Here is a 24,483-nt window from a genome sequence, read left to right on the forward strand (position 1 = left end):
CCTCTACGGGTGACGGGAGATGGGTGGCGGAGTCCGATCAGGGCTGCTTCATGCAGTTGACCATCCACGGCTTGCCGTAGCGGTCGATCAACATGCCCCAACGATGGGCCCAGAACGTTTCGGCAATCGGCATCTGCACCTGGCCGCCCTCGGCCAGCGCCACGAACACGCGTTCGGCTTCTTCGATGCTGTCGACGTCGACATTGATGGTGGTCGAACCACCCTCGCCGCCGCCGGGACCATCGGCCGCCATCACGATGGCGCTGCCGATCTCCAGCTGGCTGTGCGCCACATGGTCCAGGGTCTCGGCCGGCATCTCGTTGCAGCCCGGCGAACCATCGGACGGCGGCATGTCGCGGTATTTCATTTCCGAGGTGACCTGGCCACCGAGTGCCTTGGCATAGAAAGCCATCGCCTCATGGGCCTGGCCGCTGAAGCCGAGGAAGGGAATCAGTTTCATGGCAATACTCCGTGGGTTGGTAGCGCCGGGGCCTACCCGGCGAAGGGTCGAGGCAATCCGATCAATCCGCGAGCTGTTCCCGCAGACGCTGTTCCTGCTGCTGTAATTCCGGGGTGAAGGCTTCGCCGAAGTCCTCGGCGGAAATAAGCGGACGCAGTTCGAGGGTGCCGCCGGCGCCGAACGGTGCGCGGCTGGCCCATTCGACGGCCTCGTCCAGCGAACGCACGTTCCACAGCCAGAACCCGGCGATCTGCTCACTGGGCGGGCCGAACGGTCCGGCCTGCACCTGAGGGCTGCCGGCTCCGAACTGAATGCGGCGGCCGCGCGAGGTGGCGTGCAGGCCTTCACCGGCGAGCATGATGCCGGCGGCGACCAGTTGTTCGTTGTAGGTGCCCATTTCGGACAATTCCTGTTCGCTGGGCATGCGGCCGGCTTCGGAATCGGCGTTGGCTTTGACGATCACCATGACTTTCATATCGGGTCTCACGTGGGCGGCGGTTTGCGGGCCCTTCATCTGGTACGACGAACCGGGGGATCGGGAATCGACAGGTCTGCTGGAATTTTTTTCTCTGCGCGGAAGGCCGCCTGCGGCGGGCGATCGGCGAACGGCGGAGCCCCTTCGTGGTGGGCCATCTGCTGGGATTACTGGGGTGGGCCGGTGGGGGTGGGATCGCGGGACACGCCGTAAACCCATCCCTGGGGGCTCGTAGGCGCCATCCATGGCGCCTGCGGTCCCGCGCCCCCACCCCCACCGGCCCAGACAGGTTCACGCGGCGGATCCACCACGGAAGATCAAGAGAAAAAGGCGAAAGCAAAGGCAAAAGCAGAAGCGGCTGGCTGGCGGCCTCGGCTGTGCGAGCGAAGCGACCCGCTTTCTGTTTTTGCTGTTGATTTCCCGTGGTGGGTCAGCCGCGTGAACCTGTCCAGGGCCGGTCGGGGTGGGGGCACGGGACCGCAGGCGCCATGGATGGCGCCTACGAGCCCCCAGGGATGGGTTTACGGCGTGTCCCGTGCCCCCACCCCCACCGGCCCACCCCAGTAATCCCAGCAGATGGCCCACCACGAAGGGGCTCCGCCGTTCGCCGATCGCCCGCCGCAGGCGGCCTTTCGCGCTGCAGCATGCCCGCAGGCAAACCTGCGCCATCATGGAACCCCCGCCCCGGCCAGGATCCCGCCATGCAGCAGTACCTGCTCCTCATCTACATCGAACCCGCCCTGCTGCAGGCCCTGCCCAGCGACGAGTTCAATGCACTGATGCGCGACTGCCTCGCCCATGCCGATCAGCTGCAGGCCGAAGGCACCCTGCTCGCCGCACAGAAACTGCAGCCGGTCGACACCGCCCAGACCCTGCGCGTGCGTGATGGCCACAGCCGCGTGCTCGATGGCCCCTTCGCCGAAACCCGCGAACTGCTGGCCGGCTTCAACCTCATCCGCGCGCGCGACCGCGACGACGCCATGCGCATCGCCCGCCAATTCCCCTGGGCCCGCTTCGGCAGCATCGAAGTGCGGCCGCTGGAAGACATGGACGCCGAGCGCGAACGCTGCGGCGCACCGGCGGCGGCTATGGCAGCAGCCGCACCCTGATGTCGCGCTTGCCGATGCCTTCGTTGCCGCTGTAATCGCGCGCACTGCCACGGATGATGTACTCGCCCGGCGGCAGCGCCGCCGGCTGCCAGCGACCGGTTTCCATCAGGCCATCGCGCACGGTGTTGGTGGCCAGGTAGCGGAAGCGGGTCACCGCGCTGCCGTGCACGGTAATGCCGCTGTCCGGCGCATAGGCCACCTTCACCGCCTGTTTCTGTGGCGGCATGCGGTTGAACACGATGTTCCAGCGCGGCTGCTCGTAACCCTGCAGCGGTTGCCCGGCCGCGTCGAGGATCTGGTAGCCCACCTGGTACGGCCCCAACCGGCGGCGCGGCAGGTTGTTGTCCACCTGGTCCCATGCCTCCACCACGATCTGCACACCCCGCCCCTGCCGGGCCAGCATTACCACGCCATCGCTGCCTGCGGCCAACGGCTGGTCGTTGTCATCCAGCAGCCCGACATCGGTGATGCGCGGTGCGAAATGGTCGGCATAACCGGTGAAGCCCAGCGCCACCGCATTGGTCTCGAAACCACTGGTGCCCACCTGCAGGTGCACGTGCGCCTGGCTGTTGATGCTGCCCAGACGGTCGCCGACATGGATGCGCGTGCCACGCCGCACGCGGATGCGCTCCAGCGTGCCGTCATCGCCGTACAGCGGCTGCCAGCGCGCATCGAACGGCTCACCGGCCGGGGTGCGGCCCACGCGCATGTGGATGTAGGTCAGGCGCCCCACCGCCAACCCTTCGGCCTGGCCGCCCAGGTTCCAGGCCGCGATCGGGCTGCTGATCTTGCCATCGGCGATGGCCAGCACGGTCTGCCCCACGTCGCCGCGTACGTCGAAGCCGCCGTGCAGGTGGTGGCGGCTCTCACCGGTGAAGGTGCCGCGCACCTCACCCAGCGTGCCCACCACTTCATGCCAGCCCTGCTGCGGGGCCAAGGGCCAGCGCCCACCGGTATCGGGCAGCGCGGCGTCTGCGGCCGGGCCTACCAATGCCGGTGCCGGCAGCGCGCCCACCGCCAGCGGCCGCACGCGGTGCACGCGGTAGCCGACGGCGTCGGCCACCAGCAGGCTGCCGTCGTCCTCCACCGCCAGCCCACTGGGCCGGGCAAGGCGTGGCAGGCGGTCGTTGCCGAGCAGCGCAATCTGGTGGCCCTGCGGGGTCACCTGCACCAGGCGCCCACCGAAGTCACCCACGTACAGCACGCCGTCGTGGGTCGTGGCCAGCGACAGCGGCCCATTGATGACGCCACCGTTGCCGACCACGGTGCTCACCGTGCCATTGGCACCGACGCGGCGCACCGCGTTGTTGAAGAAGTCGGCCACCAGCAGCGCACCGTGCACATCAAAGGCCAGCGCCACCGGCGTATCGAAGCGGGCCTCGCCACCCACGGCATCGGCGAAGCCGGGGCGGTCACCCCCGGCCAGCGTACGCACGTTGCCATCGGTGCCGATCACCCGGATACGGTCGTTCCAGGTGTCGGCCACGAACACCTGGCCCTGCGCATCCACCGCGATGCCCATCGGTGCGTCGAAGCGCGCCTGCGCGGCCGGGCCATCGGCAAAACCCTGCGTGCCACCGGCCACGGTGGTCACCTGGCCATCAACACCGATGCGGCGGATCGCGTGGTTGCCGGTGTCGGCCACGTACAGGTTGCCCTGCGCATCGGCAGCGATGCCCGACGGCGTATTGAAGCGCGCCTGCAGGCCCGGACCATCGGCCAGGCCCTCACCCTGCCCGGCCACGGTTTCCACCCGGCCATCGGGCAGCCGGCGGCGGATGCGGTTGTTGTCGCCGGCATCGGTGAAGTACACGCTGCCATCGGCGGTGCGCAGCAGCGCATAGGGTTCGGCGAAGCGCGCCTGAGCCGAGGCGCCGTCGCGGTCGCCAGGGTGGCCATCGCCGGCCAGCGGCTCGATCTGCGCCGTCCAGGCCAGCGGCGTGGGTTGCGGGCCGGCGGGCGCGGACGGCGCCGTGGGCGCGTCATTCCACCAGGTGGCCGCCAGTGCAGCCGCTGTCACCACTACTACGCCACCCACTGCCATCCATTGCCGCCGTACCATCGCCACACCACATCCCGCACCCGTGAAGAGGGTCAGACGATAGACGCTGGCGTGGGTCATCGCCAAGGCCCCAGGTCACCCAATCGGCCGCGATGCTTGTCGCCATGCCCGGTTGCGGGTTCAAATCGGCATGTTCCCAAGGATGGACACCTGCATGCCCTGCACCCGCACCCTGCCCACCGCCCTGCTGCTTGCACTGCTTGCAGCGGCACCCGTTTCTGCCGCGCCGGTCAGATCACTGGCCGAACGCAGCGCCGACGCCGCACAGTCCGACTATGAAAACGACTGGCAGAGTGCGCAGTCCACCGCGCGCAGCGGCAATCTGCTGGGCGCGATGATTGCGGTCGAGCGCTTGATGGATGACCCACGCTTCGAAAAGCTGCCGCCCGCGCAGCAGGCCGCCAACGCGCAGGTGGCCGGCGCGGTGGCGCGCATGCAGCGCCAACCGGATCTGTCCCGGCGCTACCTGGAACGGGGCCTGGCCGCACAGCCTGACAACCCTCAAACGCTGGTCGCCTTGATGGTCCTGGACATCAGCCAGGACAAGGCCACCCAGGCGGCCGATCGCCTGATCCAGGCCAGCAGCCGTTCCAGCCAGCCGCTGGCGATCAGCGCAGAGACGGTGGGCTACCTGCAGAACAGCCTGCGCGACCAGCCCGCACAGCGGCTGGCGGTGCTGCAGGCGCTGTTCGACAGCGGCTGGAGGAGCGATGGCGTCGAACCCAACGCGCTCTGGCTGATCCTGGCGCAGCTGCAGATCGAGAACGGCAAAGGCGCGCAGGTGCCCGTCACCGTGGCACGCATCGACACCCCGGTGGAGCTGATCGCGCTGCGCAGCGACAAGCGCTTCGACCGCTACGTCGATCGTCGCGATGCGCGCTTCAACGTCGAACAGGCCGCCCAGCGCCACCTGGACGCGCTGCGGGTGTCCAGCCTGCTGGATCGCGCCGTCAACACGCAGTTGGTTGCATTCGCTTCGGCGCAGCTGCTGGCGGGCGAGAACGAACAGCTCGTGCAGTTCACCGAGCCGATGGCACGGATGATCAGCGAAGGCCGCCGCCCTTCCGACGAAGAGGCGAAGTCGCTGGCCTGGTTGCTGGAACATCGCATGATGGCACTGCGCCGGCTTGGCCGGATCGAACCCGCAGTGGAAGCGGCGCGCATGGCACAGAAGGTCGGCATGCTCACCAACGATTACCTGGAGCACACCTTCAACCTGGCCTCCGTGCTCTCGGTTACCGGCCACAAGCAGGAGAGCCAGGCGGTGCTGGCCGGCGTGAAAGATCTCTCGCCGTTTGGCCAGGCCCTGCGCGCCTACTGGATTTCAATGCCGCGCTGGAACGCGGGGACGCAGCCGCCGCCGACCAGGCTCGTGCCACGATCATCAGCCTTCGCGACGATGTACGCCTCATCCATCGCGAAATGCTCATCGATGACGGTGATCTGGATGGCGCCGCCGCCGTGCTGATCGCGCAGCTGGAATCGCCCGAGGAACGCACCAGCACCCTGGTCAGCCTGCAGGACATGCGCGTCTATCCCTCCTTGCCCGCTGAGGCACAGAGTGATGAACGCTGGCGTGCGCTGAAGCGGCGCGCCGACGTGCAGGCCGCGGTCGCGCGCGTGGGTCGCATCGAGCAGTACCCACTGTACGGCAGCAGCAGCTCGCGCTGACGCCCCAGCGTTTTCCCCACAGCCGCCACCGCCTTCCAGCAAGGACTCTGCCGTGATACGCGGCGCGTTGAGCCACTACTTGGCCGGCACTTCAACCAGGATGCCCATCGCTTCGCGGTAGCGCGCGTACAGCGCCATCACCTTGTCCACGTAGGCCAGGGTTTCGGCATAAGGCGGCACGCCCTTGTAGCGGGTGACCGCGCCGATGCCGGCGTTGTAGGCAGCCGCCGCCAGTGGACGGTCGCCGTTGTAGCGGCGCAGCAACACACGCATGTAGCGTGCCCCACCGTCGATGGACTGCTGCGGCGAGAACGGATCGCGCACACCGTATTCCAGCGCGGTATCGGGCATCAGCTGCATCACGCCCTGCGCGCCCTTGCTCGATACCGCCTGCGCATCGAAGTTGCTTTCGGCGTGGGCGATCGCGCGCAGCCAGGCGTCGTCGACGCCGGTGGCTTTGGCCGCGGCCTTGAACTGCTTGGCATGCTGGGCCAGCTGCGGCTTGCCGACCTTGCCCAGGCCTTCATGCGCGGGCTCGCCGGGCGGTGTGGCCACGGTGAACTTCAGGAACACCCGCGAGCCGGGCAGGTTGCGGGTGGAGTAGACCTGCTTGCCGTCCTGCTCGCGTTCGTACAGCACACCACTGAACACGCCCATGTTGCCCCACAGGTTGGGGGTCTGGATGGCGTTGTCGTCGATCTCTTTCGGCGTGCAGCGCGAGCCGGGTTCGGGGGCGGTGGCCAGGCTGACGGTGTTGCCCTGGACGCAGCGGTAGACGGTGCGTGCACTGGCCAGGCCGGGCCACAGGCCCAGCAGCAGCGACAGCGCGACGAGGGTGGGGTGGAGGGGCATGGCGGCCGGATGATCCGGCGGCGGCTGCTAATACGGGGTGAATAGGGGTTCGGCAGGGCTGCGCCCTGCACCTGCCGAATCAACGTCAACGTCAAACGCTGGCTTCCTGTGGGTTGGCGGGGTGGGTCCGGTTGAGGGGGACGCTGCAAGTACGTCCATGTAAGCTCGGTCGCGGCTTGCTCGTGTGCGCTGTCCTGCGCACACGGCAAGACCGGGGTTGGGCGTCCTGCCCAACCCGCCCGAGGCATGCCTCGGGCCCATGCGGCTCACGCCCCCTCAACCGGACCCACCCCGCCTTCGACAGACTTCCGCGATCTGTCGGAACGGCACGGGGTCGGATCCCGTTGCTGCGCAACGGGCTCCGACCCCTGTGGGGAATCGATCGCTTACTTCGCGTTCCTGCTCCGCACCCAGTAGCCTACGCCCAGCAGTACGAACCACACCGGGCTGGCCACCAGGGCCTGGCGGGTGTCGGCCTGCAGGCTCAGCAGCACCAGTACGCCGGCGAAGAACACCAGGCAGGCCCAGCACATGGCAACGCCGCCGGGCATCTTGAAGATCGAGGCAGCGTGGCGCTCCGGATAGCGGCGGCGGTAGACCATGTAGGCCACCAGGATCAGCGACCAGACGAAGATGAAGAGCACCGTGGCCAGTGTCGTCACCAGGGTGAAGGCGGTCACCAGGTTGGGGATCAGGTAGATCAGCAGGGTGCCGCCCAGCAGGCACAGGCAGGAGAACAGCAGGCCGCGGGCCGGTACCGCTGCGCGCGACAGGCGGGACAGGCCGCGCGGGGCGTGGCCTTCTTCGGCCAGGCCGTACAGCATGCGGCTGGTGGAGAAGATGCCGCTGTTGGCCGAGGAGGTGGCCGAGGTCAGCACCACGAAGTTGATCAGGCTAGCCGCGGCGGGAATGCCGGCCAGCACGAACAGCTGCACGAACGGGCTCTTGTCCGGCACCACCTGGCGCCACGGCGTCACCGCCATGATCGCAACCAGGGCCAGCACGTAGAAGATGATGATGCGCACCGGGATCGAGTTGATCGCCTTGGGCAGGTTGCGCTCGGGGTCGGCGGTTTCGGCGGCGGTGGTGCCCACCAGCTCGATGCCGACGAAGGCGAACACTGCAATCTGGAAGCCGGCAAAGAAGCCCACCAGCCCCATCGGGAACATGCCGCCGTCATTCCACAGGTTGGACAGCGAGGCGGTATGCCCGCTGGGCGAGGTGAAGCCCCAGGCCACCAGGCCGGCGCCGGTGATGATCAGCGCGCAGATGGCCACGATCTTGATCAGCGCGAACCAGAATTCCATTTCACCGAACAGCTTCACCGTCACCAGATTCAGGCCCAGCAGCAGCAGCACGCACAGCAGCGCCGGTATCCATGCCTGCAGCTCGGGGAACCAGAACTGCGCGTAGGCGGCGATGGCGATCACGTCGGCAATGGCGGTGACGATCCAGCAGAACCAGTACGTCCATCCACAGAAAAACCCGGCCCAGGGGCCCAGCAGGTCGGTGGAGAAATCGATGAAGGATTTGTACTGCAGGTTCGACAGCAGCAGCTCGCCCATCGCGCGCATCACGAAGAACAGCATCGCGCCGATGATCAGGTAGACGAAGACGATGGACGGGCCAGCCAGGCTGATGGTCTTGCCCGACCCCATGAACAGACCGGTGCCGATGGCACCGCCGATGGCGATCAGTTGCAGGTGGCGGTTGGACAGGCTGCGGCGCAGGTGCTCGGGGGGCGTGGCGGGCTCGGTCATGGGCGCGGGAAGGGGCGGGTGAAGTTTCCGACGGTAGTCCTCTGCGAGGCAGAGTTCCAGCGCCATCGGGGCATTGGCGTCAAATCGATGCGCCTTCACCACCAAGTGCACACTTCCTGCCCTCGCCCCATTCCGCCCGGCCCGGCAACATGCTCAGATAGCGCATCTGCCCAAGGACCGGCCTGCCCATGCGCCCTGCCCTGCCCCGCCCCGTGGCACCCCGGCCATGAGCCGCCTGCGCGTCCTCATCATCGCCAGCCTGCTGTCCGCCCTGGCCGCCACCGTGCCGGTCGCGGTCATGGTCTATGCCACCTGGGACCGTGCTGTCAGCCTGGAACAGGACCGCCTGCGCGAGATCGCCGAACGCGCCCTGCGCCGCGCCGACCAGTCCTACGACGAATCGCTGGCCGCGCTGAAATCGGCCGAGGCGTCCTCCTCCCCACCCTGCGGCGAGGAGCACATCCGGCGCATGCAGACCCTGGTCATGACCTCACCCTCGGTCGACCAGATGGGCTACTTCGAAGGGGGCAAGCTGCGCTGCACCTCCTGGGGCCCCTTCAACGGCGATGTCGACCAGCCCAGCGCCGACCATGTCACCAGCGATGGCGCCGGCATCAAGGTGGACGTGCGCCCGCAGGCCACCAACCGGCGCGGCGTGCTGGCCATCCTCTACGGCTCCTACGACGTGCTGGTGGATCCGCGCCGCTTCGTCGATGTCATTGCCGACCCGCAGGTGAAGCTGGCCCTGGCCAGCCCCGATGGCCGCCTGCTGTCCAGCCAGACCGGCATGGACCCGGAGCTGCGCCAGCGGCTGCTGCGCGAGCCCGGCGAAGGCCTGGACCAGAACACGCTGTACGCCACCGCGCGCAACAGCGAATGGCTGGCCATCGCCACGGCGCCGCGCACCGCGCTGGTGGCCACCTTCCGCCAGCAGGCCTGGCTGTTCGTGCCGCTGGGCCTGCTGCTTGCCGCTGCCTGCACCACCCTGGTGGTCTGGCTGTCGCGGCGCCGCCTGTCGCTGCGCGGCGAGCTGTCCATCGCCATCCGCAAGCGCGAGCTGTACCTGCACTACCAGCCCATCATCGAACTGGATACCGGCATCTGCGTGGGGGCCGAGGCCCTGGTGCGCTGGCAACGCCCCGACGGCAGCCAGATCCGGCCGGACATCTTCGTGCCGCTGGCCGAGGAAAACGGCCTGATCACCGCGCTGACCGATCTGGTGATCGAGAACGTGGTGTCGGACATGCGCGAACTGCTGGTGCAGGACCGCAGCGCGCACATCGCCATCAACCTGGCCGCCGAGGACATCATCAGCGGCCGCGCCCTGAAGTCGATCACCCAGCGCATGGCCGGCAGCGGCATCCTGCCGCAGCAGATCTGGCTGGAAGCCACCGAACGCGGCTTCCTCGATGCCGACCGTGCACGCACCATGCTGGCCGCCGCCCGCCGTGCCGGCCACAGCATCGCCATCGATGATTTCGGCGTGGGCTATTCCAGCCTGCAGTACCTGGAACAGCTGCCGCTGGATGCACTGAAGATCGACAAGTCCTTCATCGATGCCATCGGCACCGAGAGCGCGACCACGCCGGTCACCCCGCACATCATCAACATGGCCAAGGAACTGGGCTTGTTCGTGGTGGCGGAAGGCGTGGAAACCGAACCGCAGCTGGCCTACCTGCACAGCCAGAAGGTGCAGTTCGGGCAGGGCTGGCTGTTCTCGCGGCCGTTGCCGCGTGATGAGTTCATCGCCTTCCATCGGCAGCGGCAGCAGCGCTACGGCGCCGCACGGGAGGACATGCAGAACCCACGCAGCGTGCCGATCGAACAGGCTGGCGTGGAGGAGTGACAGCCAACGGCGGGGCCCCGTGGTGGTGTCGCCGCAATCCGAGGGTGGGCCGGGCGGGCAGGCTGCGGACACATTGCTGCGGCGTCCGACCACGGAATCAACGGCAAGAACAAAGGCAAACGCGGGTCGCTGCGCTCACTGAATCCACGGCATGCGGGCCAAGGAGTGCCGGCCGCTGGCCGGCATTCCCTGTTCAGTGCGGCCTACGCCCAAGCCTTCGGCCGCGCCCACAACCACGCGGCACACACTGCCAGCAACAGCAACGGCAACCACGCCAGCTGACCGGCCCCGGCCGATTGCAGCAGCACACCGCCGGCAACGCCGCCGGCGGCAATGGCCAGGTTCCACCCCGTCACCAGCATCGACTGCGCCAGATCGGCTGCGGCGCCCGCGCGGCGGGCGACGGCGGTCTGGAACAGGGTCGGCACGGCGCCGAACGCCACGCCCCACAGCACGCTGGCCACCAGCAGCACCAGCGGCACGCCCGGCCACAGCAGCAGGGCCAGCACCGCCAGCACGAAGCCGGCCACAGCGGCCCAGACCAGCGCGCGCAGATGCCGGTCCACGCCCCAGCCGGCAATACCAATACCGGCAATGGCGGCCACGCCAAAGGCCAGCAGCACGCGGTCCAGCCAATGGCGCGCGTTGGCGTGCATCGCCAGCGGTTCGATATAGGTGTACAGCACGTTGTGCGCCAGCACGTACAGCGCCATCACCAGCAGCGTGCTGCGTACGCCGGGCAGGCGCCAGACGCGGCCCAGCGGCATGCGTTGCCCGCTGCCTGCGGCGGGCAGGGCCGGCAGCGCCCAGCGCGCCCAGCCCAGCAGCACCACCGCCAGCAAAGCCATCAGGCCGAAGGCCCAGCGCCAGCCGATCTGCTGGCCCAGCAGGGTGCCGGCCGGCACGCCCAGTGACAGCGCCAGCGGCGAACCCACCATCGCCACCGCAATCGCACGCCCCTGCAGGGCCGGCACCACCATGCGCGCGGCATAACCGGCCACCAGCGACCACAGCAGCCCCGCACCCACGCCGGCCAGGAAGCGCACCACCAGCAGCAGGGTGTAGTTGCTGCTCAGTGCCGTCAGCGCGTTGACCACCACGAAGCCGGCAATCGCCGCCAGCATCAGCGGCCGCCGTGGCAGGCGCTGGGTCAGCGCGGTCATCGGCAGTGCGGCCAGCACCGATCCCAGCGCGTACACGCTCACCAACTGGCCCACCGCCGCGTCGCTCACGCCCAGGCTCTGCCCCATCGGCCGCAGCACACCAGCCGGCAGGGTCTCGGTCAGCAGGGTGATGAAGCCGCCACCGGCAAGCGCCAACAGGCCGTTCCACGGCAGCCGCGTGGCCTCGCCCGCAGGCGAAGCGGCGTCAATCGCGTGGCCGCTCACCGCCCAGCCTCCAGATCGCGGTACACGGCATCGCGCACCTCATCAACGAAAGCACCGTGCATGCCCTCGTACAGGGTGTTGGTCAGGGCCACCACGCTCAGCCCCCGCACCGGGTCGACAAACCAGCTGTGCCCATAGGCCCCACCCCAGCGCCACGTTCCCAGCCCCTGCGGCGTGCCCGACGCGGCCGGGTCGCGCAGTACGGCAAAGCCCAGGCCGAAGCCCCAGCCCGGTGGATCGGCCGGCCCGTGCTCGCCCACCTGCATGCGGCCCATCTCCGCAGCGACATCCGGTGGCAGCAGCGCAGAAGCCTGCACATCGCGCAACGCCTCAAGCACGGTCATCACCTCATCCGCAGTACCGACCAGACCGGCGCCGGCCGATGCATGGCGGCTGGCATCGCCCGCCCGCGCCAGGCTGTATTCGATGCCCACGGTGCCATCGAAGGGCGCGACGATCTCCCCTTCCTGCAGCCGATGCGGCTGCGGCGCGTCGCTTACATAGGGCGTCGCGAGGCGATCCACCTCGCCGGTGCTGAAGGCGGTATCACGCAGGCCCAGCGGCCGTGCAAGCAGCGCCTCGAACAGCTGCTGCAGGCTCTGCCCGGTGGCCGCTTCGGCCACCGCACCGGCCACGTCCACGCCCAGCGAGTACAGCCACTGGCTGCCGGGGGCGAACAGCAGCGGCGCCTGCGCGATGCGCTGCACGTTGTCCTGCAGTGTCAGCACTGCCGCATCCATGCCGTCGCTCACACCGGCGCGTGCGTAGGGCCCCTGTGCATCGGCTTCCAGGAAGCGGTAGCCCAGGCCACTGGAGTGGCTCAGCAGCTGGCGCAGGCTGATCGGCGGCACCGTGCCATCGGCCAGCGCCGGCCGGAAGCTGGGCAGCCAGCGCTGCACGGGGGCATCCAGGTCCAGCACACCGTCGGCCACCAGACGCAGGATCACCGTGGTCAGCAGCGGCTTGCTGACCGACGCCAGACGGAACAGCTGGTCGCGCTGCATCGGCCTGTCCGCTTCGCGGTCGGCCAGGCCGGTGGCGCTGGCATGGCGCAGCACGCCGTGTTCGCGCACCAGCAGCACCGCGCCGACCACACGCTGCGGGTGAGCCTGCAGCAGTACGCGGGCCACGCCCGGCAGGGTGGGCGCCGTCACATCGGCAGGAAGAGCATTCATGGGGGTGATCCATTGGGGGAGGGCCGCCACGTTAGGCAGCCCGCGCCGCCGCAAAAAGCGGGGCAGCGCTCCGCACTTCGTGGACCCCCAGGTCCGTAATCGCCGGCAGCACCGGACAGCAGGGGCCGGCCATCATCGCGGCGGCACTGAACCGCAGTGTTGCAGCGGCCGCCTAGCCGCCCTCGGCATCTGGCCCTACCCTGCGGTTTTCCCGCAGCGCTGCACCATGTCAGTCCTGGACAACCTCGCCAACCTGCAGACCTTCGTGCACGCCGCTGACACCCGCAGCTTCGTCGAAACCGGGCGCCTGCAGGGCATTTCCGCATCGGCCGCCGGCAAATGCGTGGCGCGGCTGGAGCACGCGCTGGGCGTGCGCCTGTTCCACCGCAGCACGCGCAGCATCACCCTTACCGCCGAAGGCCAGTTGTTCCTGGCGCGCTGCCGCCGCATTCTTGCCGAGCGCGACGCCGCACGCACCGAACTGGCGCAGCCGCATGCCGCGCCCAGTGGCACGCTGCGCATCAGCCTGCCGCTGGTCGGTGATCTCACCCTGCCGCTGCTGGCCGATTTCATGGCCGCGTATCCGGATATCCGCCTGGATCTGGATTTCTGCGACCGCCTGGTCGATGTCATCGAAGAAGGCTTCGATGCCGTGCTGCGCGTGGGCGAACCCAGCGATTCGCGCATGAACGCACGGCGCCTGGGCGTGTTTCCGCGGCGCATCGTCGCCTCGCCCAGCTACCTGCAGCGCCGTGGCATTCCGCAGGTGCCGGCCGATCTGCTGCAGCACACGCTGCTGCATTACCGCTTCCCCAGCAGCGGCAAGCTGGAGCCCTGGCCCATCCAGTGGCCGCACGACCAGCCCGCACAGGATCTGCCGGTGCACATGGTCGCCAACACCATCGAAGCACGGGTGGAACTGGCCCTGCGCGATATCGGCCTGGCCTTCGTGCCGGTGCACTCGGTACGCGACGCGCTGGCCGATGGGCGCCTGGTCACCGTGCTGGATGAGCACGTGCACTCCTGCGGCACCTTCCACCTGCTCTGGCCCTCGGGCCGGCATGTACTACCCAAGCTGCGCGTGTTCATCGATTTCCTCGGTGCCCGCCTGGATACCGTGCCGTAGCCCAGTAGATCCACGCCATGCGTGGATGACGGAGGCATCGCCACCGCGACCATTCAGCCGCCAGCGCTATACTGCCCCCACATTCCTCCAAGAGGCTCGCGACCAATGCGCCAGTGATGCCGCCGTCTTTCCACTAGACGGCCCGACTCTTCCCGCCCCTGCGCGCAGGGGAGAACCAGGCATCCCATGGAGGTCGCATGACCACGCACTCCCTCACGCTCGATCGCGTGTCGTATCGATTGGCCGATGGCCGGTCGCTGTTTTCCGGACTGTCTTTTTCCTTCGAACCGATCGCCACCGGTCTGGTTGGTGCCAATGGCGCCGGCAAGAGCGTGCTCGCGCGCCTGCTGGCAGGTCAGCTCACGCCTGACAGCGGCCAGGTACGCGGCAGCGGCAGGGTCTTCCTGCTGCCCACACCCGGCTACCCGCCGCGCGGCACGGTAGGCGAACTGGCCGGGGTCGGCGATGCGCTGGCCGCACTGGCCCGCATCGAAGCCGGCAGCGTGGACGAAGCCGACTTCGCCTGCATCGGCGACCGCTGGGACCTGCGCGAGCGCCTGCAGCAGCAGTGGCAGCAGCTGGGCCTGCCCGACAGTCTGGACCCCAGCCAGCCTGCGGCGCGCCTCAGCGGCGGCCAGGCCATGCGCGTAGCGCTGTCCGGCGTCTGGGCCAGCGACGCCGACTGGCTCATCCTGGATGAGCCCAGCAACCACCTTGATGCCCGCCACCGCCAGCAGCTGTATGAACACCTGCAGCAGTGGCGCGGCGGTCTGCTGGCCATCAGCCACGACCGCGGCCTGCTGGCCCGCATGCAGCAGATTGTCGAACTGGATGGGCGCGGCCTGCACCGCTACGGCGGCGCGTGGCAGGACTACGTCGATGCGCGTACCGCCGATCGCGAAGCCGCCGCTGCCCAGCTTGACCACGCCCGCGCGCAGCACCGGCAACAGCAGCGCAGCGCGCGCGAACAGCACGAACGCCAGCAGCAGCGGCAGGCGCGCGGCAACCGCGATGCAAAGCAGGCCAACCAGGCGCCTATCCTGCTGGGCGGGCAGAAGCAGCGCGCCGAAGCCACACAGGGGCGCGCACAGCAGATCCAGGCCGACCGCCTGCAGGCCAGCGCACAGCAGCTGCGCAGCGCCGCGGCCGCGGTGCAGGCCGCGCCGGAACTGGCCCTGTTCGCCCACGAGGGAGAACGTGGCAGCGCGCGCCTGCTGCAGGCGCAGGATCTGGTCCTGCCCTATGGCTGCGCGGCGCCACTGCAGCTGGAGATCCGCCGTGGCCAACGCATTGCCGTGGTCGGTGACAACGGCAGCGGCAAGTCCACCCTGCTGCGCGTACTGGCCGGGCAGGAAAGCGCGCGCAGTGGCAGCGTGCAGCAGCACGCGCCGCTGGCCCTGCTGGACCAGCAGCTGCTGGCACTGGCCGGCGACCGCAGCATCCTCGACACGGTGCAGGCCGCCAACCCCGCCGCCGACCCCGCCGAACTGCGCACACGGCTCGCCCTGCTCGGCCTGGATGCACAGCGCATCCAGCGACCGGCCAGCAGCCTGAGCGATGGCGAACGGGTGAAAGGCGCGCTGGCCAGCGTGCTGTACGCGCGCCCCGCACCGCAGCTGCTGTTGCTGGATGAACCCGGCAACGCGCTGGATCTGAGCGCACTGCAGGCGCTGGAGTCACTGCTGGGTGCGTGGGAGGGCGGGCTGGTGATGGTCAGCCATGACACCCATCTGCTGCAGGCACTGCGGCCCACGCAGGTGCTGCAGGTGGGCGCCGAAGGCTGGCAGTGGCGCGACCCGAAGTAGGCGCCGGGGTCGGAGCCCTTTTGCAACGCAGAAGGGATCCGACCCCGGCCCGCTGACCGCGCCATCCACGCATGGCGTGGATCTACTGGTCTGGGGTACCCCCATCCACGCATGGCGTGGATCTACGGGCGTTCAGTAGTGCCACGCCACGCGTGGATGCCGTACTCCTCAGCGCTTCCACACCGGGAACGCCTGCGGCAGCTGCTGCCACAACAACGGGCCCGCACGCAGTTCATTGTCATTGAGCAGGCACGCATCCAGCGCCGCGCGCACGGTGCGCTCATCCATGTGCACGCCGATCACCACCAACTCCTGCCGGCGGTCGCCCCACAGCGGGTGCCACATCCGCTCCATCGCCGCATGCGCGGCCACATCCGGGAATTCTTCCCGCCCCGGCAGCGGTGCGCTCCAGCAGTCGGCCTGCTGCCGGGCCCAACCCAGATCGCTGTACGGCAGCGGCGTCGGCGGCAGCAGCGGCGTGGTGTCCTCGTTGCCCGCGCGCACGCGCTCGCGTGCGGCGTACCAGAACCCCGCCGCCTGCGTGCGCGTCGCGGCGCCCACGCTGTTCAACTCCCCCACCCAGTCCATGCGGTTGGCCAGCCAGAACCAGCCCTTGCTGCGGATCACTCCGGGCATGCCGTCCTGCAGCGCGCGGGCGAAGCGCGCCGGGTGGAACGGCCGCCGCGAACGGTAGACGAAACTGCCGATGCCGTATTCCTCGGTCTCCGGCGTGTGCTCGCCACGCAGCTCCTGCACCCAGCCCGGCGCCCGCTGCGCACGTTCGAAGTCGAAGCGGCCGGTGTCCAGCAGCTCGGCCAGCGGCACATCACCAAACGAAGACAGCAGCAGCTTCGCATCGCGGTTCAGGCCGCGCAGCACCGCCAGCGTGTCCTGCAGCACCTCGTCGTCCACCTGGTCGACCTTGCTCACCACGATCACATCGGCAAATTCCACCTGCTCGCACAGCAGGTCGACCACACCGCGGTCGTCGTCCGGCCCGGCCTGCTGGCCGCGTTCGGCCAGGCGCAGGGTCGACCCGAAATCGGCCAGGAACGCACTGCCGTCGACCACGGTCACCATCGTGTCCAGGCGCGCGATATCGCTCAGGCTGAAACCGTGCTCGTCGCGCACGGCGAAGGTGGCGGCCACCGGCATGGGCTCGCCAATGCCGGTCGATTCGATCAGCAGATAGTCATAGCGCCCGCTGTCGGCCAGCCGCCGCACTTCCTGCAGCAGGTCGTCGCGCAGGGTGCAGCAGATGCAGCCGTTGCTGAACTCGACCAGGGTTTCTTCGGTGCGGCGCAGCTCGGCACCGCCGTCGCGCACCAGCTGCGCATCGATGTTGACCTCGCTCATGTCGTTGACGATGACCGCCACGCGCAGGCCATCGCGGTTGCGCAGGATCTGGTTGAGCAGGGTGGTCTTGCCGGCGCCGAGGAAGCCGGACAGCACGGTGACCGGCAGGCGGCGGTCGGCGCGGGATACAGGGTTCATGCGGGGCGGAAGGCTGCAAATGGGAATGTTACTATATAACATTATGCCGGCGCGACGCAGCGACGGGATGCGTAGAGTCGAGCTTGCTCGACTGCCCGCGCTATTTGCCGTAGCGGCGCAGCAGTTCCACCAGCACTTCGGCCTCGGCGGCCCGCTGCTGCGGGTCTTCGGCGGCCACCACGTGCTCCTGCAGGTGCTCGTGCAGCAGTTCCATCAGCAGGCTGTGCGCCGCGCCGCGCACCGCCGCCACCTGCACCAGCACGTCCGCGCAGTCGCCTGCCGCGCCCTCGGGGCGGTCCAGGGCCTGTTCCAGTGCCGCCACCTGGCCGCCAATGCGGCGCACCCGGGTCAGCAGTTGTTTCCGGTTCTTGTGTACATGTGCCATGGCCGTATCGTATACCCTATGGGGGTATCATTCCACTCCCGAACGCCGCCATGCACCTGGACGCTCTCGCCGCCTCCCGCCGCCACGACCATCGTTTCGACGATGGCAATCCGCTGGCCGAACGCAACACCCGCCGCGCCATGTGGCTTACCGTCAGCATGATGGTCATCGAGATCATCGGTGGCTGGTGGTTCAACTCAATGGCCGTGCTGGCCGATGGCTGGCACATGAGCTCGCACGCGCTGGCACTGGGGCTTTCAGTCTTTGCCTACCGCTGCGCACGGCGCTACGCACACGATCCGCGCTTTGCCTTCGGCACGTGGAAGATCGAAATCCTCGCCGGCTACACCAGCGCCATTGCCCTGCTGGGCGTGGCCGCGCTGATGGCCGTGCAATCGCTGCAGCGGCTGTGGGTGCCGGCCGCCATCCACTACGACGAAGCCATCGCCATCGCCGTGGTCGGCCTGGGCGTGAACCTGCTCTGCGCATGGTGGCTGCACGACAGCCCGGGCCACGCCCATCATCACCCTGGCCACGACCATTCGCACGGCCATGCCCATGCGCATCACGGGCACGGGGACGACCACGCTGACCACGGCCATGGCCATGGCCACGACCTGAATCTGCGCTCGGCCTACATGCATGTGCTGGCCGACGCCGCCACTTCGGTGCTGGCCATCGTCGCACTGCTGGGCGGCAAACTGTGGGGCGCCTCCTGGCTGGACCCGCTGATGGGCCTGGTCGGCGCGCTACTGGTCACCGTCTGGGCGATCGGCCTGCTGCGCGACAGCGGCCGGGTGCTGCTCGATGCGCAGATGGATGCGCCGGTGGTGGCCGAGGTGCGCGAAGTGATCGAACAGGGCCCTTGGCCAGCGCGCCTGGCCGATCTGCACGTCTGGCAGGTGGGCCGCGGCAAGTACGCCGTGGCGGCCAGTGTGGTTACCAGCGATGCCGACCTGGATGCCGACCAGCTGCGGAAGGCGCTGGCCGTGCACGAGGAGCTGGTGCATGTGACGCTGGAGATCCATCGCACGAAGCGCCAGACCGTAGAGTCGAGCTTGCTCGACTGCTCCTGATTTTCTGTAGAGCCGAGCCCATGCTCGGCTGCTCCTGCCCAAAGCAGCCGAGCATCGGCTCGGCTCTACAACAGCCAAAGCAGCCGAGCATCGGCTCGGCTCTACAACAGCCAAAGCAGTCGAGCATGGCTCGACTCTACAAAGGCGGGTACCTACAGCTTCAACAGCATCCGCAGCAGGTAGAGCTTCAACGGCAGCGCGCTCAGCACCGCGCCGGCGATGCCCAGCCACGCATAGCGCTCATCGCGCGCCCGTGCCGCCACGGCCAGCCCCAGGCCCACCACCGCCGATGCCAGCACGCCCACGCTCAGCCCCGCCGCCGGGGCGCTGCCGCCGAAGGCCAGTGCCGTCAGCCAGCCCGCGCCCCACCCGGCCAGCACGCCCAGCCAGCTCGCCAACCCGCACCACGGTGCCTTGCCCTGCGCCATCACCGCTCCTTCGTTCTTGCCGAATATCTGTACGGGCCGCGCCCGGCTGTTGCCTACACTAGCCGCACCTGCCCCGTGGGGACATCCCATGCACGCGCGTCGCCTGCTACCCGGTGCCCTCCTGCTGCTGTCCGCCTGCTCTGGCGGTACGCAGTTGCCCTTCTCCTCCGATCCCCTGCTGGGCTGCTTCGCCACCAGCGCGCGCAAGCCCGCCGAATTCCGCATCGACAAGGAAGGTGGCCAGTACTTCGTGTCCTTCGAACGCGAGGGCCAGTGGCAGCGCGAACCGAACGCGCTGTACAAAGCCAGCCGCGACGACATCCGCCAGTACTTCCGCAACGATGCCGAGCAGATCGACAGCGCCCTGATCCGCATGGCAGGCGGCTTCGGCATCTTCCACGCCAAGGACGGCGCATCGCTGAAGGCGAAGGCGCGCGACAGCGACTACATGGCCCTGCTGCTGATCGGCGCAGGGCCGGTGTATGCGGTGAAGTGCGACTGATCTGCAACTCGTCTGATGGTGTTGCGGCCCCGCCCAGCGGACGCTGGATGCTTTGGAGGCCACGCCATGCTGCTGTCGCTGCTGCTCACCGTCATGCTGATCACTACGTCCGCCGCCGACGATGAAATCCAGTACACCGGCGACGGCCGCGCCTGGGTGGTGCGTACCGTCGACTGGCCCCTGCAGGACGGCCAGAGCGTGCGCGCCACCGCGCACTGGCAGATGCTGGACGACGGCAGCCTTCTTTATGAATTCCAGCAACAGCCCGCTGCAGCGCAGGAGGTACATCGCCAGTTCTGCGCTACGCAGGGCATGAATGTCTTCCTCGGCAGCGTCTGGCTCAGCGGGGAGGGTGCCACCCACGCCCTCCACTGCAGCAGCACCCCGTAGCGCAGGCCCGTCCCCCCTGCAGGGCTCACGGCCGGTCGGGTAACATGCCCTCCCCCGCCCAGCCCCGGTACCCGCCGTGCCCCATTACACCGGCCCCCTGCTCACCCGCGACAGCGCCGATGCCCTGCGCCGCGCGCACGACAAGGGCGCTGCCGACTGGCAGGGCTCGCTCGACCTGGGCCGCAGCGAAGAGACAGTCGGTCTGGACGCCGAAGGCTTCAGCTTCCGCGGCCAGCACTACCCGTGGCCGGGCAAGCTGAAGGACCGCACGCTGTACTACTGGGATGGCGAGGATTTCTCATCCATTTCCCGCTACAGCGGCTCGCTCATCAAGCTGGTGCCCACCGAATGGGGCGCGCCCACCTTCGAGATCGACGGCATCAAGATGCTGCCGACCTCCAAGCTGTCGCCGTTCGAAGACGCGCGCCGCAAGGTGGAACTGGTCGCACCGGCCGGCAAGATCATCCTCGATACCTGCGGTGGCCTGGGCTATTTCGCCGCCTGCGCGCTGGAAGCCGGTGTCGGCCAGATCCGTTCGTTCGAAAAGAACGCCGACGTGATGTGGCTGCGCACGCTCAATCCCTGGTCGCCCGACCCGGAATCAGCCGCCGCTGGTGGCCGCCTGCAGTTCAGCCACGGCGATGTGTCCCAGCAGATTGAACAGGTGGCCAGCAGCAGCGTCGATGCCATCCTGCACGACCCGCCGCGCTTCGGCATTGCCGGCGAACTGTATTCGCAGGTGTTCTACGACCACCTGGCCCGCGTCATCCGCAAGGGCGGCCGCCTGTTCCACTACACCGGCGCGCCGAACAAGCTCACCACCGGCCGCGACGTGCCGCGTGAAGTGGCCAAACGCCTGGAAAAAGCCGGCTTCAATGCCGAACTGGCGCTGGACGGCGTGCTGGCGGTCAAGCGCTGATCGCCAGCGCTTACTCGTAATCCACCCTGGCCAACGTCTTCACCCACTGCGGGACTTCCGGTTCCCCCGCGTAGAACGCCTTGGGCCTCTTCTCGGCCATCGCCCAGCGGTGCAGCCAGCTGGGCCCGTAATGGCCATCGTAGCCCTGGGCGCCACGCGCGTACGCTGGGTCGCGCATCGCTTCGTCCAGTGACACGAAGCGATAGCCACGGCGCCGGGTCGCGGCCACCAGCTCGGCGAAGGTGGCCGCGTTCAGTTCGTTGGCATGCATCAGCCACACCTGTGGCAACGCATAGCCCAGCAGCGCCTGCGATTGCTGTTCGTAGTAATCCACCTTGTTCAGCATGTACGGCACGTAGCCCTTGCGCAGGCGCGCCAGCGTGGCCTCCCGCTCGGGGGAATCGGCCTGCTCGTTCATCACGTTGGCATAGGCGAAGGCCCACACCCATTCGCCGTTGTCCACGGTCACCGGCGCAACGCGGTAGCCGTGCTGGGCGAAGAACGCATCCATCACCTCGCGGTCTTCCGGCGTGCGCCCGGCACGCAGGTAGGGGTGGCGCATCCACTGCGGCACCTGGCCGCGTTCGGCCAGCAGCGGGCGCAGCACCTGCTCGCCGCGCAGGAAATCCTGCTGGAAGGCGGCCACGCCCTTGCCGTTCAGATCCATGTGCGACCAGGTGTGGTTGCCCAGCACGTAGCCCGCATCCAGCCAGTCGCGCAGCATCTGCACGCGCTCAGGCTGTACGCGGCCGTCCACCTCCAGCTTGTTGCCGTTGACGAAGCCCACCACCGGCACGCCGGCCTGGCGCAGCTGCGCCATCAGCGCCTGGTGGCGTGCCTGCAGGTTCGCCGGCTGGATCTCGTCCAACCGCGCCCAGGGCAGATCATCGATGGTGACCGCAATGCGGCGGTCCACATCGGCCGCCTGTGCGGCCAGGGACAGCAGCAGCAGGGGCAGCGCGCGCAGCAGCAGACGCATCGGCACATCCATGTTCTTGGGGGTGAAGCGATGACTGTAGCGCGGATCAACGCCTCAGCGCGGCACCGGCGCCGCCCGCCACAGCCACACGCCCACCACCATCGCCGCCAGCAGCAGGCCGCACAGCACGATGGCCAAGGCATCCGGTGCCTGCGGCGGCAGCGTGCCTGCCTCGGCCAGCACCTGCGCCATCGACCGCTGCACCGGCAGCGCGGCACCGTCCTCCCTCGGCAGCGGCTCGGCCATGCAGGCCACCGGCAGGCCGGTCACGATGCCGGCCCAGACCTGCTCGTACAGGCGCAGCACGGCCGCCGCCAGCGGTAGCGCCAGCACGTGCAGGCCCAGCAGACCGCAGGCACTGCGCCGGTGGCGCCGCTCTGCCCGCAGCAGCCCCTGCAGGCAGACCGCAAGCGCGCCCAGCAGGGTCAGCAGCAGCGCGCCCGCCACCAGCCAGAACAGCGGTTGCCAGCCATCGAAGGCGTTGGCCCGGGCCAGCACGTCTTCGGCCACCTGCATGCGTGCCACCGCATCGCCGCAGCCGCACGCCATCAGCACCTGCACGGCAATCGGCTCCAGCAGCAGGCGCAGGCGGTGGTGGAAGAAGCCCGCCGCCAGCGCCACCGATGTCAGCGCCAGGCCCTGCAGCACCAGCAGCAACAGGCCTGCACCGAAGAAGCGGCGCACGCGCGCGGTCATCACATCCATGCAGTGCATCCCAACGGAGGAGGCGCATCCTAGCCGCGCGCCCCTGCCGCTGTCGGCAGGCAGATGCGACATGCGCATCGCAATCGGCCATCATGGCTGCCTGATGGAAGGCATGCACAGGAGTGCTGGCAGTGCTTGAGCTGTACCTGGTCGTTCGTTTTGCCCTGCCCCTGGTGCTGGGAGCAGGCGTCGCCTGGCTGGCCGCACGCGTCATCAATGCGCGTCTGGCGCGCCTGCCGGAACGGCAGATCCCCCTGCCCGCACAGAGCCTGCTGGACAGCCCCGCCGCCCAGCGCCGCTACCGGCGCCTGCTGCGCCGCCGCCCCGGCCTGCGCTCGCTCCGCCTTCCCGCGCAGGCACCGCGCAGCTGGGTGTGGATCACCACCTTGGCATTTATCGGCGCCGTGGTGACGGGGGTCCTCCTAACGCCCAATGGCGCCCGCTTCCAGGTCATGGTGGAAAGCACACTGGGCTACCCGGCCACCGTGGTGGCGGTACAGGTGCCGGAAGCACAACAGGACGCCCTGCTGCGCGCGTGGGCGCCGGTGCTGCTGCAGACCCTGCGGCCGGTCACCCTGCGCTACCGCGTGGGCCGCACCCGCACGCCACAGGAAGTGCACGACGTGCTGCCGGTGAAACTGCGCCGGCAAGGGCCGGTGCTGCAGATCGCCACGGCCCGCCCCATCGACGAAGCCGAACTGCGCGCGGCCCTGCAGGCCCGCGCGCCCTCATCGGCGCCGGTGTTCACCGTCTTCGCACGCACGGTTGCCCCGTGGCGCGAGGCCGGCTGGCGCACGATGGCACCCCCGGCCCCGCCCTGATCTCACCCCGGCCTCAGCCGCGCGGCAACTTGGCCGCCCACATGTTGTCCACCAGGTTGGGGTAGCGCCGCCCGTTTTCCTCCGCACGCTGCCGCGCCGCCGCCTTCTGCGCGTCCGACAGCGGCTGCTTCTTCTGCCCCTTGGGGTTGGGCTTCTTCCACGGGGGCGTGCGCACGGTAGCCATGGCGGCAGTATCGCGCAGGGCTCAGCCCTTCAGGAAGTTCAGCAAGGCCAGGTTGAAATCGTCGGCGTGGCTGGTATTGCAGCCATGCGGCGCACCCTTCAACACCACCACCTCGCTGCCGGCCACCGCGCGATGGGTGCGCTGGCCCGAGCCCTCGAACGGCACGATGCCATCGCTGTCGCCGTGCAGCACCAGCGTCGGCACGCTGATCTTCTGCAGATCACTGCGGAAATCGGTGGTGGCAAAGGCCTTCATGCAGCCCAGCGCGGCGGTCTGGTCGGACTGGTGGCACAGCGCAATGGCGGCCTGCCGCTGCTCTTCGGTCACCATCAATTTGCCATCGGCACTGAAGAAATCGCGGGTGAAGCCATCGAAGAATGCTTCGCGATCCTGCTCCAGACCCTTGCGCATCTCATCGGCTTTTTCCTGGGTCAGCGGGCCCTCGGAATTGTCTTCGGTGCGCAACAAGTAAGGCGGCACCGCCGCGGCGAACACCACGCTGTGCAACCGCTCCTGGCCATGGTTGGCGATATAGCGCGCCACCTCGCCGCCGCCCATCGAAAACCCGACCAGGCTGACATCGCGCAGATCGCGCTCTTCGATGATGCCGGCCAGGTCTGCGGCCAGCGTGTCGTAGTCATGGCCGTCGGCCGGCTTTTCAGAACGCCCGAAACCGCGGCGGTCGTAGCTGATCACGCGGTAACCGGCATCGCGCAGGATCGGCACCTGTGCTTTCCACGCCTCGGCCGACAACGGCCAGCCGTGGATGAGGATGACCGGACGACCGGTACCGCCGGTGTCTTCAACATGCAGACGAATGGAAGGGGCAGTCATGGCAGCTCCCGTGGGGAAGGAGGCACCTACCCTAGGC

At 68.6% G+C, this 24,483-nt stretch carries 25 protein-coding genes; 11 read left to right on the plus strand and 14 right to left on the minus strand.

Annotated elements, in window-relative coordinates; all coding sequences use genetic code 11:
• Positions 1-37: 37 nt before the first annotated feature.
• Positions 38-460 (minus strand): VOC family protein, encoded by a 423-nt coding sequence (locus ACM2ZB_RS12895; protein WP_416055729.1) that lies wholly within the window; start codon positions 458-460, stop codon positions 38-40.
• 61 nt (positions 461-521) lie between these two features.
• Complete coding sequence (locus tag ACM2ZB_RS12900) at positions 522-935, minus strand: YciI family protein (RefSeq protein WP_416058547.1); 414 nt, start codon at positions 933-935, stop codon at positions 522-524.
• Positions 936-1,636: 701 nt separating this feature from the next.
• Between ACM2ZB_RS12900 and ACM2ZB_RS12905 the strand changes: the two genes are divergently transcribed.
• Complete coding sequence (locus tag ACM2ZB_RS12905; RefSeq protein WP_416055730.1) at positions 1,637-2,044, plus strand: YciI family protein; 408 nt, start codon at positions 1,637-1,639, stop codon at positions 2,042-2,044.
• Here ACM2ZB_RS12905 and ACM2ZB_RS12910 read toward each other — a convergent pair.
• The gene (locus ACM2ZB_RS12910; protein WP_416058548.1) at positions 2,022-4,106 is read right to left on the minus strand and encodes a gluconolaconase; all 2,085 of its coding nucleotides are present in this window, start codon (positions 4,104-4,106) and stop codon (positions 2,022-2,024) included. The two genes, ACM2ZB_RS12905 and ACM2ZB_RS12910, sit on opposite strands and share 23 nt — an antisense overlap.
• Before the next feature lie 154 nt (positions 4,107-4,260).
• On the opposite strand from ACM2ZB_RS12910, the gene ACM2ZB_RS12915 reads away from it, so the two are divergent.
• Together ACM2ZB_RS12915 and ACM2ZB_RS12920 are read left to right on the plus strand one after the other, a co-directional pair.
• On the plus strand, positions 4,261-5,574 hold the full coding sequence (locus ACM2ZB_RS12915; RefSeq protein WP_416055731.1) for a hypothetical protein: 1,314 nt from the start codon (positions 4,261-4,263) through the stop codon (positions 5,572-5,574).
• On the plus strand, positions 5,529-5,777 hold the full coding sequence (locus ACM2ZB_RS12920) for a hypothetical protein (protein WP_416055732.1): 249 nt from the start codon (positions 5,529-5,531) through the stop codon (positions 5,775-5,777). Before ACM2ZB_RS12915 ends, ACM2ZB_RS12920 begins: the two co-directional genes overlap by 46 nt.
• A gap of 75 nt (positions 5,778-5,852) precedes the next feature.
• Here ACM2ZB_RS12920 and ACM2ZB_RS12925 read toward each other — a convergent pair whose 3' ends face one another.
• Both ACM2ZB_RS12925 and cycA read right to left on the minus strand, forming a co-directional pair.
• Positions 5,853-6,629, minus strand: a complete 777-nt coding sequence (locus ACM2ZB_RS12925) for a lytic transglycosylase domain-containing protein (RefSeq protein WP_416055733.1) — start codon at positions 6,627-6,629, stop codon at positions 5,853-5,855.
• Positions 6,630-7,015: 386 nt separating this feature from the next.
• The gene (cycA, locus tag ACM2ZB_RS12930; RefSeq protein ID WP_416055734.1) at positions 7,016-8,389 is read right to left on the minus strand and encodes a D-serine/D-alanine/glycine transporter; all 1,374 of its coding nucleotides are present in this window, start codon (positions 8,387-8,389) and stop codon (positions 7,016-7,018) included.
• A 226-nt stretch (positions 8,390-8,615) separates the two neighbouring features.
• Here cycA and ACM2ZB_RS12935 point away from each other — a divergent pair, with 226 nt between their 5' ends.
• The gene (locus ACM2ZB_RS12935; protein ID WP_416055735.1) at positions 8,616-10,235 is read left to right on the plus strand and encodes an EAL domain-containing protein; all 1,620 of its coding nucleotides are present in this window, start codon (positions 8,616-8,618) and stop codon (positions 10,233-10,235) included.
• A 203-nt stretch (positions 10,236-10,438) separates the two neighbouring features.
• On the opposite strand, the gene ACM2ZB_RS12940 is transcribed toward ACM2ZB_RS12935, so the two are convergent.
• Positions 10,439-11,623 carry an MFS transporter gene (locus ACM2ZB_RS12940; protein WP_416055736.1) on the minus strand — a complete coding sequence of 395 codons (1,185 nt, stop codon included), beginning with the start codon at positions 11,621-11,623 and terminating at the stop codon, positions 10,439-10,441.
• Complete coding sequence (locus ACM2ZB_RS12945; protein ID WP_416055737.1) at positions 11,620-12,798, minus strand: serine hydrolase domain-containing protein; 1,179 nt, start codon at positions 12,796-12,798, stop codon at positions 11,620-11,622. The genes ACM2ZB_RS12940 and ACM2ZB_RS12945 overlap by 4 nt, the downstream gene beginning before the upstream one ends.
• Before the next feature lie 226 nt (positions 12,799-13,024).
• Between ACM2ZB_RS12945 and ACM2ZB_RS12950 the strand changes: the two genes are divergently transcribed.
• Entirely contained in the window at positions 13,025-13,924 is a 900-nt protein-coding gene (locus ACM2ZB_RS12950) for a LysR family transcriptional regulator (RefSeq protein WP_313439263.1), read from the plus strand.
• A 197-nt stretch (positions 13,925-14,121) separates the two neighbouring features.
• A complete protein-coding gene (locus tag ACM2ZB_RS12955) occupies positions 14,122-15,729 on the plus strand; it encodes an ATP-binding cassette domain-containing protein (RefSeq protein ID WP_416055738.1) in 1,608 nt (535 codons plus the stop codon).
• A gap of 168 nt (positions 15,730-15,897) precedes the next feature.
• Here the strand turns inward: ACM2ZB_RS12955 and ACM2ZB_RS12960 are convergent, their stop codons facing one another.
• Both ACM2ZB_RS12960 and ACM2ZB_RS12965 read right to left on the minus strand, forming a co-directional pair.
• A complete protein-coding gene (locus ACM2ZB_RS12960; RefSeq protein WP_416055739.1) occupies positions 15,898-17,223 on the minus strand; it encodes a GTP-binding protein in 1,326 nt (441 codons plus the stop codon).
• Between the two features lie 100 nt (positions 17,224-17,323).
• Positions 17,324-17,608, minus strand: a complete 285-nt coding sequence (locus ACM2ZB_RS12965) for a metal-sensing transcriptional repressor (protein ID WP_079220449.1) — start codon at positions 17,606-17,608, stop codon at positions 17,324-17,326.
• Positions 17,609-17,658: 50 nt separating this feature from the next.
• On the opposite strand from ACM2ZB_RS12965, the gene dmeF reads away from it, so the two are divergent.
• Positions 17,659-18,684, plus strand: a complete 1,026-nt coding sequence (dmeF, locus tag ACM2ZB_RS12970; RefSeq protein ID WP_416055740.1) for a CDF family Co(II)/Ni(II) efflux transporter DmeF — start codon at positions 17,659-17,661, stop codon at positions 18,682-18,684.
• Positions 18,685-18,836: 152 nt separating this feature from the next.
• Here the strand turns inward: dmeF and ACM2ZB_RS12975 are convergent, their stop codons facing one another.
• On the minus strand, positions 18,837-19,112 hold the full coding sequence (locus ACM2ZB_RS12975; protein WP_416055741.1) for a hypothetical protein: 276 nt from the start codon (positions 19,110-19,112) through the stop codon (positions 18,837-18,839).
• Between the two features lie 88 nt (positions 19,113-19,200).
• Here ACM2ZB_RS12975 and ACM2ZB_RS12980 point away from each other — a divergent pair, with 88 nt between their 5' ends.
• The 3 genes from ACM2ZB_RS12980 to ACM2ZB_RS12990 all read left to right on the plus strand — a co-directional run bounded on the left by ACM2ZB_RS12980 (position 19,201) and on the right by ACM2ZB_RS12990 (position 20,923).
• Positions 19,201-19,614, plus strand: coding sequence for a hypothetical protein (locus tag ACM2ZB_RS12980; protein WP_416055742.1), 414 nt, complete (start codon positions 19,201-19,203; stop codon positions 19,612-19,614).
• A gap of 66 nt (positions 19,615-19,680) precedes the next feature.
• Positions 19,681-20,004, plus strand: coding sequence for a hypothetical protein (locus ACM2ZB_RS12985; RefSeq protein WP_416055743.1), 324 nt, complete (start codon positions 19,681-19,683; stop codon positions 20,002-20,004).
• Between the two features lie 76 nt (positions 20,005-20,080).
• Positions 20,081-20,923 (plus strand): class I SAM-dependent methyltransferase, encoded by an 843-nt coding sequence (locus ACM2ZB_RS12990; protein ID WP_416055744.1) that lies wholly within the window; start codon positions 20,081-20,083, stop codon positions 20,921-20,923.
• Positions 20,924-20,933: 10 nt separating this feature from the next.
• Here the strand turns inward: ACM2ZB_RS12990 and ACM2ZB_RS12995 are convergent, their stop codons facing one another.
• Together ACM2ZB_RS12995 and ACM2ZB_RS13000 are read right to left on the minus strand one after the other, a co-directional pair.
• Positions 20,934-21,902 (minus strand): polysaccharide deacetylase family protein, encoded by a 969-nt coding sequence (locus ACM2ZB_RS12995; RefSeq protein ID WP_416055745.1) that lies wholly within the window; start codon positions 21,900-21,902, stop codon positions 20,934-20,936.
• A 54-nt stretch (positions 21,903-21,956) separates the two neighbouring features.
• Positions 21,957-22,607, minus strand: a complete 651-nt coding sequence (locus ACM2ZB_RS13000) for a hypothetical protein (protein ID WP_416055746.1) — start codon at positions 22,605-22,607, stop codon at positions 21,957-21,959.
• Between the two features lie 131 nt (positions 22,608-22,738).
• On the opposite strand from ACM2ZB_RS13000, the gene ACM2ZB_RS13005 reads away from it, so the two are divergent.
• Positions 22,739-23,428 (plus strand): hypothetical protein, encoded by a 690-nt coding sequence (locus tag ACM2ZB_RS13005; protein WP_416055747.1) that lies wholly within the window; start codon positions 22,739-22,741, stop codon positions 23,426-23,428.
• 13 nt (positions 23,429-23,441) lie between these two features.
• Here the strand turns inward: ACM2ZB_RS13005 and ACM2ZB_RS13010 are convergent, their stop codons facing one another.
• Both ACM2ZB_RS13010 and ACM2ZB_RS13015 read right to left on the minus strand, forming a co-directional pair.
• On the minus strand, positions 23,442-23,612 hold the full coding sequence (locus tag ACM2ZB_RS13010; protein WP_165835693.1) for a hypothetical protein: 171 nt from the start codon (positions 23,610-23,612) through the stop codon (positions 23,442-23,444).
• A 21-nt stretch (positions 23,613-23,633) separates the two neighbouring features.
• Positions 23,634-24,446, minus strand: coding sequence for an alpha/beta fold hydrolase (locus tag ACM2ZB_RS13015; RefSeq protein ID WP_416055748.1), 813 nt, complete (start codon positions 24,444-24,446; stop codon positions 23,634-23,636).
• Positions 24,447-24,483 lie beyond the last annotated feature (37 nt).

The organism is Stenotrophomonas maltophilia, assembly GCF_047782825.1.
Classification (GTDB): Bacteria; Pseudomonadota; Gammaproteobacteria; order Xanthomonadales; family Xanthomonadaceae; genus Stenotrophomonas.